The sequence below is a fragment of the Variovorax sp. Root434 genome (genome assembly GCF_001426595.1).
Taxonomy (GTDB): Bacteria; Pseudomonadota; Gammaproteobacteria; order Burkholderiales; family Burkholderiaceae_C; genus Variovorax.
Genome location: NZ_LMEK01000005.1, coordinates 56,371 through 69,101, shown reverse-complemented (window position 1 = coordinate 69,101; position 12,731 = coordinate 56,371). Strand labels below are relative to the sequence as shown.

Sequence of the window (12,731 nt, the reverse complement as noted above, 5' to 3'; positions counted from 1 at the left end):
TCGTTCCATCCACCAAAGAGGAGACATCCAGCATGACGACTTTCACCCGACGCATCGCACTCACGGCAGTTGCCGCTGCTGCATTCGCCAGCCTGCCCGCGCTCGCCGCGGAGAAGGTCAACCTCGGCGTTTCGATTCCCGCGGCCACGCACAGCTTCATGGGCGGCATCAACTACTGGGCCAACCAGGCGAAGAAGGACCTCGAGAAGGAACACAAGGACCTGAAGATCACGATCAAGACCGCGGCGAACGCGCCCGAGCAGGCCAACCAGCTGCAGGATCTTTCGACGGTCACCAAGATCAACGCGCTGGTCGTGTTCCCGTTTGAATCGGCTGCACTGACGAAGCCGGTCGCGCAGGTTAAGGCCAAGGGGGCGTACGTCACCGTGGTCGACCGCGGCCTGACCGACACCAGCGCGCAGGATGCGTACGTGGCCGGCGACAACACCGCCTTCGGCAAGATCCCGGCCGAGTACATCGTCAAACAGCTCGGCGGCAAGGGCAACGTGGTGGCACTGCGCGGCATCGCCACCACGCTCGACAACGAGCGCATGGACGCCTTCAACGCCGTGCTCAAGGGCAGCCCCGACATCAAGCTGCTCGACGCCAAGTACGCCAACTGGAACCGCGACGATGCCTTCAAGGTCACGCAGGACTACCTGACGCGCTTCAAGAACATCGACGCCATCTGGGCGGCCGACGACGACATGGCCGTGGGCGTGCTCAAGGCCATCGAGCAGGCCAAGCGCGACGACATCAAGATCATCTTCGGCGGCGCGGGCGCCAAGGGCATGGTCAAGACCATCATGGACGGCAAGGACAAGCGCATCACCGCCGACGTGAGCTACTCGCCCAAGTTCATCTACGACGCGATCAAGCTGACGGCCGAGGCGCGGCTGAAGGGCGAGAAGCTGCCGGCGACGACGATCATTCCTTCGGTGCTGATCACCAAGGAAAACGCAAAAGACTTCTATCACCCCAACTCGCCTTTCTAAGGGCGTCTTGCCCCCTCTCCCCTTGGGGAGAGGGCTGGGGTGAGGGCCGGCGGCGATGGCAAAGACCGTGCGCGTGCAAACGCCAATGCCCTCACCCTGACCCTCTCCCAGAGGGAGAGGGAAAAGTTTCCGGAAATGCCGAGACGATCGATGACAGACACACCTCCTCGCAAACTCCGCTACGCCATGGTCGGCGGCGGCCGAGACGCCTTCATCGGCGCCGTGCACCGCAAGGCCATGGCGCTCGACGGACAAATCGAGTTCGTCGCGGGCGCGCTGTCGTCGAGCCCGGACAAAGCGCGCGCTTCGGGCCGCGACCTCGGCCTGGCCGACGGCCGCAACCATGGCGACTGGCAGTCGCTGCTGGCCGACGAGCTGAAGCGCCCGCTGGAAGAGCGCATCGACTTCGTGTCGATCGTTACGCCCAATCACGTGCACTTTCCAGTGGCGCAGGCCTTTGCCGAAGCCGGCTTCCATGTGGTGTGCGACAAGCCGCTGGTGCACACGCGCGAGCAGGCCGACGCGTTGGTCGCCGCCGTGGCGAAGCAGGGCACGGTGTTCGGCGTCACCTACAACTACACCGGCTACCCGATGGTGCGGCAGGCGCGCGAGATGGTGCGCTCGGGCGAGATCGGCGAGGTTCGCAAGGTCGTCGTCGAATACAACCAGGGCTGGCTCGCCAGCCACGTCGAAGGCGGTACCAACAAGCAGGCCGACTGGCGCACCGACCCCGCACGCAGCGGCGCGGCGGGCGCCATCGGCGATATCGGCTCGCATGCCGAGAACCTCGTCGCCACCGTCACGGGGCTGCAGATCGACAGCTTGTGCGCGGACCTGAGCGCGCTGGTGCCGGGCCGCTTGCTCGACGACGACGGCAGCCTGTTGCTGCGCTTCAAGGACGGCGCACGCGGCGTGCTGATCGCCTCGCAGATCAACACCGGCCTGGAGAACGACCTGCGCCTGCGCGTCTCCGGCACGCTGGGCACGCTCGAGTGGCGCCAGGAGCAGCCGAGCCAGCTGATGCATCTGCCGCACGACGGACCGAAGCGCGTGCTGACGCGCGGCGCGCCCTGGCTGTGCGAATCCGCGAAGCGCGCGAGCCGGCTGCCGGCGGGGCACCCCGAAGGTTTCATCGAGGCCTTCGCGAATGTCTACGCGGGCGTGGCGGCGGACATCCGCGCGCGGCTGGCGGGTCAGCCGGCCGACCCGCTGGACGCCGACTACCCGCGCGTGGAAGACGGCGCGCGCGGCGTGCGGTTCATCGAGCGCACTGTGGCCTCGGCGAGAAGCGAATTAAAGTGGACGCCCTGGTAGCGCGCTGCGCGCTGCACAGGTCTCCATGACACCTTCCGCTTCCGACGCATCTTCTTCATCGACGGCACAGCAGCCCTGGGTGGCTGCCCTGTGGCGGCGCTGCATCACGCTGTTCCCGTTGAAGCTGGTCGGCAACACGGTCGCCACTCTCGGCTTCTTCCCCCTGTACTTCTGGATCATGAAGCACGCCGGCCAAGCCTGGGTGCTGCCGCTCACGGCCGTCGACCATCTCATTGCCTTCTGGCCAGCGCTGCTGCCGGTGTACCTCTCGCTCTGGGGCTACATCGCGCTGCCCGTGCTGCTGGCCAAGGACAAGCGCGAGCTGTCGAGCTTCTCCTTCGGCTGCGCGGCGATGACGGTCTTTGCGCTGCTTGTCTTCTGGTTCATGCCCACGGCAATTCCGAACTTCGCGGTCGACACCGTGCCGGGCACCTCGCTGCAGTTCCTCAAGATGGTCGACTCGGCGGGCAACGCCTTTCCTTCGCTGCATGTGTCGTTCTCGGTGTTCACTTGTGTCGCTCTCGCGCGGCAGCTGCGCGAGGTGGGAGCGCCGGCGTGGCTGCGCATCGTCAACGTGGCCTGGGCCGCTGGCATCGTCTATTCGACGATGGCGGTGCGCCAGCATGTGTTGATCGACGTGCTGGGCGGCCTGGCGCTGGGCGTGGCGCTCGGTGTCGCCACACGGCAGCGCGGCCCGGCGCTCGCACCGGTGCACGCGCGACCGGCGTAGGCCGATTGCGGTATTCCGCCGCGGCGGGGTGCGCGGTACAACCCGGGCATCGTCGTCCATCGGTGCGGGAGCCCGCCATGAAGATTCGTTTGTCCTCCCTCGCAGCCTGCATCGCGGCCAGTGCGGTCGCATGCCCTGCGTTCGCCCTCGACTTCCCCTCGCGCAAACCCGGCCTGTGGGAAATCCAGACCGGGGACGGCACGGGCAAGGGACCCGGCGCCGGCCACACCGTGCAGCAGTGCATCGACGCGGCCAGCGACAAGGCGCTGCGCGACATGGGCCAGGGCATGGGCAAGGAAATGTGTTCGAAGCAGGAGTTGCGTTCCGACGGCGGCAAGCTGGTGATGGACTCGGTCTGCAAGATCGGCAACACGGTCGCCACCTCGCATGCGGTGTTGAGCGGCGACTTCGGCACGTCCTACCGCATGGAAAGCAAGTCGACCTACAACCCGCCGCTGATGGGCCGTGCCGAGGGCGCGAGCGTCATGGAGGCCAGGTGGATCGGCCCCTGCAAGGCCGACCAGAAGCCGGGCGACATGGTCATGTCCAACGGCATGAAGATGAACGTGCTCGACATGGCGAAAAACCGGCCGAAGAGGCCGTAGCCCGCCGCACGCCGGGTAGGCGCCGGCCCACAGCGCTTTGCGCCCGCCGTGGCGCGGCGGGAAACCGCCGCTGCGCCTACGATGGCGTGCCATGCCCGCACAGCAGGAAGAAGACCTCCTCGTCGTCGCCCGGCCCGAGGGCCTTTATTGCCCGCCCGGCGATTTCTACATCGACCCGTGGCGGCCGGTGGCGCGCGCCGTCATCACGCATGCGCATTCGGACCATGCGCGCGCCGGGCACGCGCACTACCTGGCCCACACCGACAGCGCCGGCACGCTGCGCGCGCGCCTTGGCAGCGACATCGACCTGCAGACGCTGGCCTACGGCGAGGCCATCGAGCACCGTGGCGTGCGCGTCTCGCTGCATCCGGCCGGCCATGTGCTGGGCTCGGCGCAGGTGCGGCTCGAACATGGCGCTCGCGTGTGGGTGGCCTCGGGCGACTACAAGACCGAGCCCGACGGCACCTGCGCGCCCTTCGAGCCCGTGCCTTGCGACACCTTTATCACCGAGTCGACCTTCGGCCTGCCGATCTACCGCTGGCCCACGCAGGCCGTGCTGTTCGCGGAGATCGACGCGTGGTGGCGCGCCAATGCGCAGGCCGGGCGCGCGTCGGTGCTGTTCTGCTATGCCTTCGGCAAGGCGCAGCGCATCCTGCATGGCGTGGACTCCTCGATCGGGCCGATCGTGGTGCACGGTGCGGTCGAGCCGCTCAACGCGGTGTACCGGGCGGCGGGCGTCTCTTTGCCGCCCACCTTGCGTGCGGACGATGAGGGCGTCGACGCCGCATTGCTGAAGCGTTCGCTGGTGCTCGCACCGCCATCGGCGCAGGGCTCGCCGTGGATGCGCCGCTTCGGCAACTATGCCGATGCGTTCGCCAGCGGGTGGATGCAACTGCGCGGCACGCGCCGCCGAAGAGGCGTGGACCGCGGCTTCGTGATGTCCGACCATGCCGACTGGCCCGGCCTGCAGCAGGCGATTGCCGGCACCGGCGCAGAGCGCGTGTTCGTCACGCACGGCAGCGTGCAGGTGATGGTGCGGTGGCTCACGGAGAACGGCCTCGATGCGCAGGGCTTCAAGACCGAGTACGGCGACGAAGACGATCAGGAAACTCCGTCCCCTTCCGGGGGAGGGCTGGGGAGGGGGCTCGCGGCGCTTGATGGAGGCGCCGAGAGCCCCCATCCCAACCTTCCCCCAAAGGGGGAAGGAGAAATACCGTGAGAGCGTTTGCCGCGCTGTATCGCGAACTCGACGCCAGCACGTCGAGCCTCGCCAAGCAGGCTGCGCTGCAGCGCTACCTGCGCGAGGCCGACGCGGCCGATGCTGCATGGGCGGTTTACTTCCTGGCCGGCGGCAAGCCGCGTCAGCTCGTGCCCACCAAGCTGCTGCGCCTGCTCGCACAGGAGGCGGCGGGCCTGCCCGAATGGCTGTTCGACGAAAGCTACGACGCCGTGGGCGACCTCGCCGAGACCATCGCGCTGCTGTTGCCGCCGCCGAGCGAGGTGCACGACCTCGGTCTCGCGGGTTGGGTCGAGCAGCATCTGCTGCCATTGCGCGACGCCGCGAAGACGGCACCCGAGCAGCTCGCGGATCGGCTGCGCGCGCAGTGGCGCCAGCTCGCGGTCGAAGAGCGGCTGGTGTACTTCAAGCTCATCACCGGTGCATTCCGCGTGGGCGTGTCGAAGCTCCAGGTGACGCAGGCGCTCGCCGCGGTTGGCGGCATCGATGCCAAGCGCGTCGCGCAGCGGCTCATGGGCTACACGCACATCGGTGCACGGCCCCGGGGCGACGACTACCGCACGCTCATCGCACCCGAGTCGAGCGCCGAGCAGGTGCAGAAGACCAGCGGCCAGCCGTACCCCTTCTTCCTCGCGCATCCGTTCAACATTCCGCTCGAGCAGTTCGATGCCGTGCTGGGGTCGCCGTCCGGCTGGATCGTCGAGTGGAAGTGGGACGGCATTCGTGCGCAGCTCGTGAAGCGCGCGGGCGCCGTCTGGCTGTGGTCGCGCGGCGAAGAGCTGGTGACGGAGCGCTTCCCCGAGCTTGCCGTGCTGGGCGAGGCCTTGCCCGACGGCACGGTGCTCGACGGCGAAATCGCCGTGTGGCGCGAAGACAAGGTACAGCCCTTCGCCGAGCTGCAGAAGCGCATCGGCCGCAAGACGCTCGGCGCCAAGTTGCTGCGCGACATTCCCGTGGTGCTGCTGGCCTACGACCTGCTCGAATGGGAAGGGCGCGACCTGCGTGCGCTGCCGCAGTCGGAGCGCCGCGTGTTGCTCGACGAGCTGATCACGCGGATGCAGCATCCTTCGCTGCTGCCGAGCCCGATGCTCACCGGTGCCGGCTGGCCCGATCTCGCAAGGCAGCGCGAGGCCGCGCGCACCATGGGCGTCGAAGGGATGATGCTCAAGCGCCGCGATGCGCAGTACGGTGTGGGCCGCACCAAGGACGTCGGCGTGTGGTGGAAGTGGAAGATCGACCCGCTCAGCGTCGACGCGGTGCTGATCTACGCACAGCGCGGCCACGGCCGGCGCGCGAGCCTCTTCAGCGACTACACCTTCGCGGTGTGGGACGGCCCGCCCGGGCAAGCCGACCGCAAGCTCGTGCCCTTCGCCAAGGCCTACTCGGGCCTCACCGACGCCGAGATGGCGCTCGTGGACGCGATCATCCGCAAGACCACGGTGGAAAGCTTCGGACCGGTGAAGAGCGTGAAGCCGACGCTGGTGTTCGAGCTGGGCTTCGAGGGCATCGCGCGCAGCACGCGGCACAAGAGCGGCATCGCGGTGCGCTTTCCGCGCATGCTGCGCTGGCGGGAGGACAAGCCGGTGGCGGAAGCAGACACCTTGCAGACGCTCGCTGCGTTGCTTCCCTCATGACCGGCCCCATGGATCCCGAGTTTCTCCCTCCCCCTTTGGGGGAGGGCAGGGGTGGGGGCAAGCGGCGTATCCGGAGCCAGCGGCCTGTCGAAGGCCGCTTGCCCCCATCCCAGCCTTCCCCCAGAGGGGGAAGGAGCAAATCCAAGTCCGTGAAGCCTGCACTCGACGCGTGGTTCGCCGCGCGCGGGTGGAAGCCTTTCAAGTTCCAGCGCGAGGTGTGGAAAGCCATCGGCGAAGGCGGGTCCGGCCTGCTTCACGCGACCACCGGCGCGGGCAAGACCTACGCCGTGTGGCTCGGTGCGCTGCAGGCTTTCTCTCAGGCGCGCAAGGAAACGGCACGCCCCGCCGCCCCGCCGCTCACCGTGCTGTGGCTCACCCCGATGCGCGCGCTTGCGGCCGACACGCTGCGCGCCCTGCAGCAGCCGCTCGAAGCCCTCGGCGCCGATGTGCATCCGTGGAGCGCGGGCGCACGCAGCGGCGACACCTCGTCGGCCGAACGCAGCGCGCAGAACCAGCGCCTGCCCAGCGTGCTCGTCACCACGCCTGAAAGCCTGTCGCTGCTGCTCGCGCGCGCCGATGCGAGCGAGGTGCTCGGCCATGTGCGGATGGCCGTCGTCGATGAATGGCACGAGCTGCTCGGCAACAAGCGCGGCGTGCAGGTGCAGCTCGCGCTGGCGCGGCTCAAGCGCTGGAACCCCGGCCTCGCGATCTGGGGCATGTCGGCCACGCTGGGCAATCTGCACGAGGCGATGCATTCGCTGCTGGGCCATGCGGACGGCGTGCTCGTGCAGGGCCAGGTGCCGAAGAAGCTCGTCATCGATTCGCTGCTGCCCGGCACCACCGAGCTCTTCCCCTGGGGCGGTCACCTCGGCCTCACCATGCTGCCCCAGGTGATCGCGGAGGTTGCCGCGAGCAAGACCGCGCTGGTCTTCACCAACACACGCTCGCAGTCGGAGATCTGGTACCAGGCCATGCTGGAGGCGAAGCCCGAGTGGGCCGGCCTCATCGCGCTGCACCACGGCTCGCTCGACCGCGAGGTGCGCGAGTGGGTCGAGCTGGGCCTCAAGAGCGGCGAGCTGAAGGCGGTGGTCTGCACCTCGAGCCTGGACCTGGGCGTCGACTTCCTGCCGGTCGAGCGCGTGCTGCAGATCGGCTCGCCCAAGGGCGTGGCGCGGCTGCTGCAGCGCGCGGGCCGTTCGGGCCATGCGCCGGGGCGGCCGTCGCGCATCACGCTCGTGCCCACGCACAGCGTCGAGATGGTCGAAGGCTCGGCCGCGCGCGCTGCCATCGCGGCGGGGCATATCGAGGCGCGCCATTCGCCTGACCAGCCGCTCGACGTGCTGGTGCAGCACCTGGTGACGGTGGCACTCGGCGGCGGCTTCATGCCCGACGATCTGTACGACGAGGTGCGCGACACGGCTGCGTACCAAGGCCTCTCGCGCGAGAGCTGGCAGTGGTGCCTCGACTTCGTCTCGCAAGGCGGCCCCTCGCTCGCGGCCTACCCCGACTACAGGCGCGCCGTGCCCGACGCCGACGGCGTCTGGCGCGTGCCCGACGCGCGGCTCGCGCGCCGGCATCGCACGAACATCGGCACCATCGTGAGCGACGCGAGCATGTCGGTGCAGTACCTCGGCGGCTCGAAGATCGGCAGCGTGGAGGAGAGTTTCGTCGCGCGCATGAAGGCCGGCGACTGCTTCCTGTTCGGCGGCCGGCTGCTCGAGCTCGTGCGCATCCACGACATGACCGCCTGGGTGCGGCGCGCGAGCGGCAAGCGGCCCGCGGTGCCGCGCTGGAACGGCGGGCGCATGCCGCTGTCGAACACGCTGGCCGATGCGGTGGTGCAGCAGCTGGCGCTGGCCGGCGAGGGGCGCTACGACTCGCCCGAGCTGCAATGCGTGCGGCCGCTGCTCGAGATACAGCAGCAGTGGTCGGCGCTGCCGACGCCGCAGACGCTGCTGGCCGAGACGCTGGACACGCGCGAAGGCTCGCACCTGTTCCTCTATCCGTTCGCGGGCCGGCATGTACACCTCGGGCTGGCGAGCCTGCTGGCCTGGCGTGTCGCGCAGCACGAGGCGCGCACCTTTTCCATCGCGGTCAACGACTACGGTTTCGAGCTGCTGAGCGCGACCGAGGTCGATTGGGCCGTGCTGCTGCCGCAGGTGCTGAGGCCGCCGGAAGGCGAAGCGCCCGAGGCGCTGCTGCACGAGGTGCTGGCCTCGCTCAACGCGGGCGAACTCGCGCAGCGGCGCTTCCGCGAGATCGCGCGCGTATCGGGGCTGATCTTCCAGGGCTACCCAGGCGAGAAGCGCAGCAGCAAGCAGCTGCAGGCCTCGTCCTCGCTGTTCTGGGAGGTGTTCCGCAAGTACGACCCCGGCAACAGGCTGCTGCAGCAGGCCGAGCAGGAGCTGCTCGCGCAGGAGCTCGAGATCGGGCGCCTGCGCGCCAGCCTCGCGCGCATGGCCACGCAGCAGCTCGTGCTGAAGCCCCTTGCGCGGCCGACGCCGTTTTCGTTTCCGCTGATGGTCGAGCTGTTCCGCGAGAAGCTGTCGAACGAGAACGTGGCCGACCGCATCGCGCGCATGGTCGAGCAGCTGGAAAAGGCCGCGGGCGGCGTGGTCACCGCCGGCGGCGTCGAGCGGGTGAAGGGCACGCTGGCCTTCGGCCAGGAAGGGCCGGGCAAGCCGCCGAAGCCCGTGGGGCAGCGGCGCGACAGGCGCAGGCCGTCACGCCCGTTGCCGCCGCTGTGAGCCGATCAGCCCGCCCCGTGCGCCTTCACCCACCGCACGATGTCCGCCGCGCTCATCGCGCCGGCCTGCCGCGCCACCTCGCGGCCGCCCTTGAACAGCGCCAGCGTGGGGATGCTGCGGATGTTGAAGCGCGCGCCCAGCGCCTGCACGGCCTCGGTGTCGACCTTGGCCAGCCGCACCTTGGGTTCGAGCTGGGCCGCGGCCTGCTCGTAGCCCGGCGCCATCTGGCGGCAGGGGCCGCACCAGGGCGCCCAGAAGTCGACCAGCACCGGGATCTCGTTGCGCGCGATGTGGCGGTCGAAAGTGGCTTCGTCCGGCAGCGCGGTGGAATGGCCGGCGAACAGCGGGCGGTGGCAGCTGCCGCAGTCGGGCGCGCTGTCCAGCTGCGCCGCGCGCACGCGGTTGGTCGTGTGGCAATGCGGACAGACGATGTGCAGCGGTGGCGATTCGGTCATGGGAAGGAACTGGGGACGGCCAGGGCCGATTGCAAGGCGGCCGCGGGAACCTGCGTCTTTTGCGACACTTCCAGCCCGTGAGCCATTCCGATTCTTTCCCATCGCCGTTCCCGGTCCGCTGGGCGGGCGAGCTGCTGCAGCTTTTGCCCGAGCGGGCGCTGTGGTGGCCCGATGCGCGCGTGCTGTTCGTGGCCGACCTGCATCTGGGCAAGGCCGCGACCTACCGCGCGCTCGGCCAGCCGGTGCCGGGCGGCACGACGCAGGAAAACCTTGCGCGGCTCGATGCGTTGATGGCCCGGCTGGCCCCGCATCGCATCGTGTTCCTCGGCGACTTCCTGCATGCGGCGCAGGCGCGCACGGTGCTCGCCACGGTGGAGGCCTGGAGGGCGCGCCATACCGGCGTCGCGATGACGCTGGTGCGCGGCAACCACGACAGCCGTGCGGGCGATCCGCCGGACGCGCTCGGCATCGACGTGGTCGACGAGCCTTTTCTGCTCGGGCCGTTCGCCTGCTGCCACCATCCGCAGACGCACGCCACGCACTTCGTGCTCGCGGGGCACCTGCATCCCGTTTGCAGGATCCACGGCCCGGGGCGCGACAGCGTGCGGCTGCCGTGTTTCGTGAGCGATGCGCAGCAGGCGGTGCTGCCGGCTTTCGGCGAGTTCACGGGCGGGTGGTTGATGGAGCAGGCGCCGGGGCGGCGCTTTCATGCGGTGGGCGGCGACGCGGTGTGGGCGCTGCCCGAGCAGGAATGATTTGGGCTCCTTCCCCCTCTGGGGGAAGGCCGGGATGGGGGCAGGCAGGGCGCCAAGTGTGGGCGCCGCGTGCCCCCACCCCAACCCTCCCCCAGCGGGGGAGGGAGAAAGAAAGAGAAAGTCAGAGCACCACCGGCTCGTCCGGCAGTTCGTTCACGTCGATTTCGTTCTCGCCCCGCGGAAAGTGCTGCACCAGCAGGGCCGAGATTTCTTCCAGCGCCTGCGTGATCCCGTCCTCGAAGCGCCCTTCGCGAAAGGCGGCGCCCATGCGCTGCGCCATCGCGGCCCATTCGGCATCGTCGACGCGCGCATTGATGCCGCGGTCCGCCACGATCTCGATCGCGTGCTCGGCCAGCAGCAGGTAGATCAGCACGCCGTTGTTGTGCGCGGTGTCCCACACGCGCAGCTTGCCGAACAGCGTGACGGCGCGCTCGCGCGGCGGTGCATGGCGCCACAGGTACGACATCGGCAGGCCGGCCTCGACGCAGATGCGGATCTCGCCGCTGTGGCGCCGCTCGCTCGCGGCGACGCGGCCTGCGAGGCGCTCCAGCGCGGCCGGGGGCAGCGCGCGGCGAACCTCGGACTCGTCGATCCAGCGGTGGCGCCAGATGCGGCCGAGCTTCGAGAAGAAGGTTGCGTCGGTTGCCGCCATCGTGTTCACCAGTCCCCCGACGCACCGCCGCCGCCGAAATTGCCGCCGCCGCCGGAGCTGAAACCTCCGCCTCCGCCTCCGCCGCCACCGCCGCTGCTCCAGCCTCCACCGCCACCGGAACTCCAGCCGCCCCCACCGCCGCCGCCCATCCGCCCGGCACCTGCGACCAGCGAGACGATGAGCGCGACAAGCGCCGCGATCACCGCGATGACGATGCTGGTGGTGATGAGGAACACGACCACGCCGACGCCGCCCCCCACGACCACCGTGCCCAGCTTCTTGCCGAGGATGGCGCGCGCGATCGGCGCGCCGATGAAGACGCCGACGAACAGGAAGATCGCGAGGTTCTCCCAGTCGAAGCCACCGCCGCCTCCGCCGCCGTGGCTGCCCGTGTCGCGCGTGGGTTCGGGCAGCGGCTCGCCGTCGACCAGCCCGATGAGCCGGTCCACCGCCGCGTTCAGCCCGCCCGCGAAGTCGTTGCCGCGAAAGCGCGGCTTCATCTCCTCGTCGATGATGCGCACGGCCGCAAGGTCGGGCACCGCGCCTTCTAGCGCCTTGGCCGTGGCGATGCGCATCTTGCGGTCGTCCTTGGCCACGACCACCAGCAGGCCGTCGCCGACGTCCTTGCGGCCGATCTTCCAGGCGTCGCCCACGCGCTGCGTGTAGCTGGCGATGTCCTCGGGCGCGGTGGTCGGCACCATCAGCACCACGATCTGCGAGCCCTTGCGCTGCTCGAAGGCCGCGAGCTTGGTGTCGAGGCCGTTGCGCTGCGCGGCATCGAGCGTGCCGGTCTGGTCGATCACCCGCGCCGTGAGCGCGGGCACCGGCAGCAGGCCTTGCGCGAATGCGCCGCCCATCGTCAGCAGCATGAGTGCCGCCAGAAGGCGCGCGCCCCATTCCAGAAACACCGCGGAACCGGCTTTGCCGGGCCGCCGGTGTTGCCCCCGGCGAGGGGGGAGGCGCAGTGACACGAAGTGCACGAAGACTGGGGGAGTTACTTTTTCGGCGTGCTGAAGTCGACCGTCGGCGGCGTGGAAATCTGCGCCTCGTTCTGCACCGAGAAGTTCGGCTTCGGCGCGTAGCTGAAGATCTTGGCCGTGATGTTGGTCGGGAAGCTGCGTGCGAGCACGTTGTACTCCTGCACGCTCTCGATGTAGCGGTTGCGCGCCACGGTGATGCGGTTCTCGGTGCCTTCGAGCGTCACGCGCAGGTCGCGGAAGGCCTGGTTGGCCTTGAGCTCGGGGTAGCGCTCCGCCACCACCATCAGCCGCGACAGCGCCGACGAGAGCTCGCCCTGCGCCTGCTGGAACTTGTTGAAGGCCTCGGGGTTGTTGAGCGTCTCGGGCGAGACCTGGATCGAGGTGGCCTTGGCGCGTGCCTCGATCACCTTGGTGAGCGTGTCCTGCTCGAAGCTGGCCTCGCCCTTCACGGTGGCCACGATGTTGGGCACGAGGTCGGCGCGCCGCTGGTACTGGTTGAGGACCTCGCTCCAGGCCGACTTGCTGGCCTCGTCGAGGGACTGGAACTGGTTGTAGCCGCAGCCGCTCAGGGACACGACAGCCGCAAGGATCAATAGCCAGCGCTTCATCATCATTTGCATTACCTCC

General features: G+C 69.1%; 12 protein-coding genes. 8 read left to right on the top strand and 4 right to left on the bottom strand.

Translation table 11 applies throughout. From position 1 onward, the window contains the following. Positions 1-32: 32 nt before the first annotated feature. The 7 genes from ASD05_RS06470 to ASD05_RS06440 all read left to right on the top strand — a co-directional run bounded on the left by ASD05_RS06470 (position 33) and on the right by ASD05_RS06440 (position 9,262). Positions 33-995, top strand: coding sequence for a substrate-binding domain-containing protein (locus ASD05_RS06470; protein ID WP_056589335.1), 963 nt, complete (start codon positions 33-35; stop codon positions 993-995). Positions 996-1,145: 150 nt separating this feature from the next. Further along, complete coding sequence (locus tag ASD05_RS06465; RefSeq protein ID WP_056589332.1) at positions 1,146-2,309, top strand: Gfo/Idh/MocA family protein; 1,164 nt, start codon at positions 1,146-1,148, stop codon at positions 2,307-2,309. A gap of 25 nt (positions 2,310-2,334) precedes the next feature. Continuing rightward, positions 2,335-3,039: a phosphatase PAP2 family protein gene (locus tag ASD05_RS06460; RefSeq protein ID WP_056589329.1), complete on the top strand. Its 705-nt coding sequence runs from the start codon at positions 2,335-2,337 to the stop codon at positions 3,037-3,039. A gap of 77 nt (positions 3,040-3,116) precedes the next feature. Beyond that, on the top strand, positions 3,117-3,644 hold the full coding sequence (locus ASD05_RS06455; RefSeq protein ID WP_056589326.1) for a DUF3617 domain-containing protein: 528 nt from the start codon (positions 3,117-3,119) through the stop codon (positions 3,642-3,644). Between the two features lie 91 nt (positions 3,645-3,735). Continuing rightward, positions 3,736-4,863 (top strand): ligase-associated DNA damage response exonuclease, encoded by a 1,128-nt coding sequence (locus ASD05_RS06450; protein ID WP_056589323.1) that lies wholly within the window; start codon positions 3,736-3,738, stop codon positions 4,861-4,863. After that, positions 4,860-6,515 carry an ATP-dependent DNA ligase gene (locus tag ASD05_RS06445; protein WP_056589320.1) on the top strand — a complete coding sequence of 552 codons (1,656 nt, stop codon included), beginning with the start codon at positions 4,860-4,862 and terminating at the stop codon, positions 6,513-6,515. The genes ASD05_RS06450 and ASD05_RS06445 overlap by 4 nt, the downstream gene beginning before the upstream one ends. Beyond that, positions 6,512-9,262, top strand: a complete 2,751-nt coding sequence (locus ASD05_RS06440; protein WP_056589317.1) for a ligase-associated DNA damage response DEXH box helicase — start codon at positions 6,512-6,514, stop codon at positions 9,260-9,262. Before ASD05_RS06445 ends, ASD05_RS06440 begins: the two co-directional genes overlap by 4 nt. 5 nt (positions 9,263-9,267) lie before the next feature. Here ASD05_RS06440 and trxC read toward each other — a convergent pair whose 3' ends face one another. Further along, on the bottom strand, positions 9,268-9,717 hold the full coding sequence (gene trxC, locus ASD05_RS06435) for a thioredoxin TrxC (RefSeq protein ID WP_056589314.1): 450 nt from the start codon (positions 9,715-9,717) through the stop codon (positions 9,268-9,270). 77 nt (positions 9,718-9,794) lie between these two features. On the opposite strand from trxC, the gene pdeM reads away from it, so the two are divergent. Then, positions 9,795-10,472: a ligase-associated DNA damage response endonuclease PdeM gene (gene pdeM, locus ASD05_RS06430; protein WP_056589311.1), complete on the top strand. Its 678-nt coding sequence runs from the start codon at positions 9,795-9,797 to the stop codon at positions 10,470-10,472. Positions 10,473-10,593: 121 nt separating this feature from the next. On the opposite strand, the gene ASD05_RS06425 is transcribed toward pdeM, so the two are convergent. The 3 genes from ASD05_RS06425 to ASD05_RS06415 form a co-directional block, all read right to left on the bottom strand. Beyond that, a complete protein-coding gene (locus tag ASD05_RS06425) occupies positions 10,594-11,124 on the bottom strand; it encodes a TPM domain-containing protein (RefSeq protein ID WP_056589486.1) in 531 nt (176 codons plus the stop codon). Positions 11,125-11,129: 5 nt separating this feature from the next. Beyond that, on the bottom strand, positions 11,130-12,032 hold the full coding sequence (locus ASD05_RS06420; protein WP_414930039.1) for a TPM domain-containing protein: 903 nt from the start codon (positions 12,030-12,032) through the stop codon (positions 11,130-11,132). Positions 12,033-12,118: 86 nt separating this feature from the next. Next, positions 12,119-12,718, bottom strand: coding sequence for a LemA family protein (locus ASD05_RS06415; protein ID WP_007838488.1), 600 nt, complete (start codon positions 12,716-12,718; stop codon positions 12,119-12,121). Between the last annotated feature and the right edge of the window lie 13 nt (positions 12,719-12,731).

Excerpts from the sequence above, each read along its gene's own strand:
- ASD05_RS06470 (WP_056589335.1), top strand. The coding sequence starts at position 33 with ATGACGACTTTCACCCGACGCATCGCACTCACGGCAGTTGCCGCTGCT.
- ASD05_RS06465 (WP_056589332.1), top strand. The coding sequence starts at position 1,146 with ATGACAGACACACCTCCTCGCAAACTCCGCTACGCCATGGTCGGCGGC.
- ASD05_RS06460 (WP_056589329.1), top strand. The coding sequence starts at position 2,335 with ATGACACCTTCCGCTTCCGACGCATCTTCTTCATCGACGGCACAGCAG.
- ASD05_RS06455 (WP_056589326.1), top strand. The coding sequence starts at position 3,117 with ATGAAGATTCGTTTGTCCTCCCTCGCAGCCTGCATCGCGGCCAGTGCG.
- ASD05_RS06450 (WP_056589323.1), top strand. The coding sequence starts at position 3,736 with ATGCCCGCACAGCAGGAAGAAGACCTCCTCGTCGTCGCCCGGCCCGAG.
- ASD05_RS06440 (WP_056589317.1), top strand. The coding sequence starts at position 6,512 with ATGACCGGCCCCATGGATCCCGAGTTTCTCCCTCCCCCTTTGGGGGAG.
- trxC (WP_056589314.1), bottom strand. The coding sequence starts at position 9,717 with ATGACCGAATCGCCACCGCTGCACATCGTCTGTCCGCATTGCCACACG.
- ASD05_RS06425 (WP_056589486.1), bottom strand. The coding sequence starts at position 11,124 with ATGGCGGCAACCGACGCAACCTTCTTCTCGAAGCTCGGCCGCATCTGG.
- ASD05_RS06415 (WP_007838488.1), bottom strand. The coding sequence starts at position 12,718 with ATGATGATGAAGCGCTGGCTATTGATCCTTGCGGCTGTCGTGTCCCTG.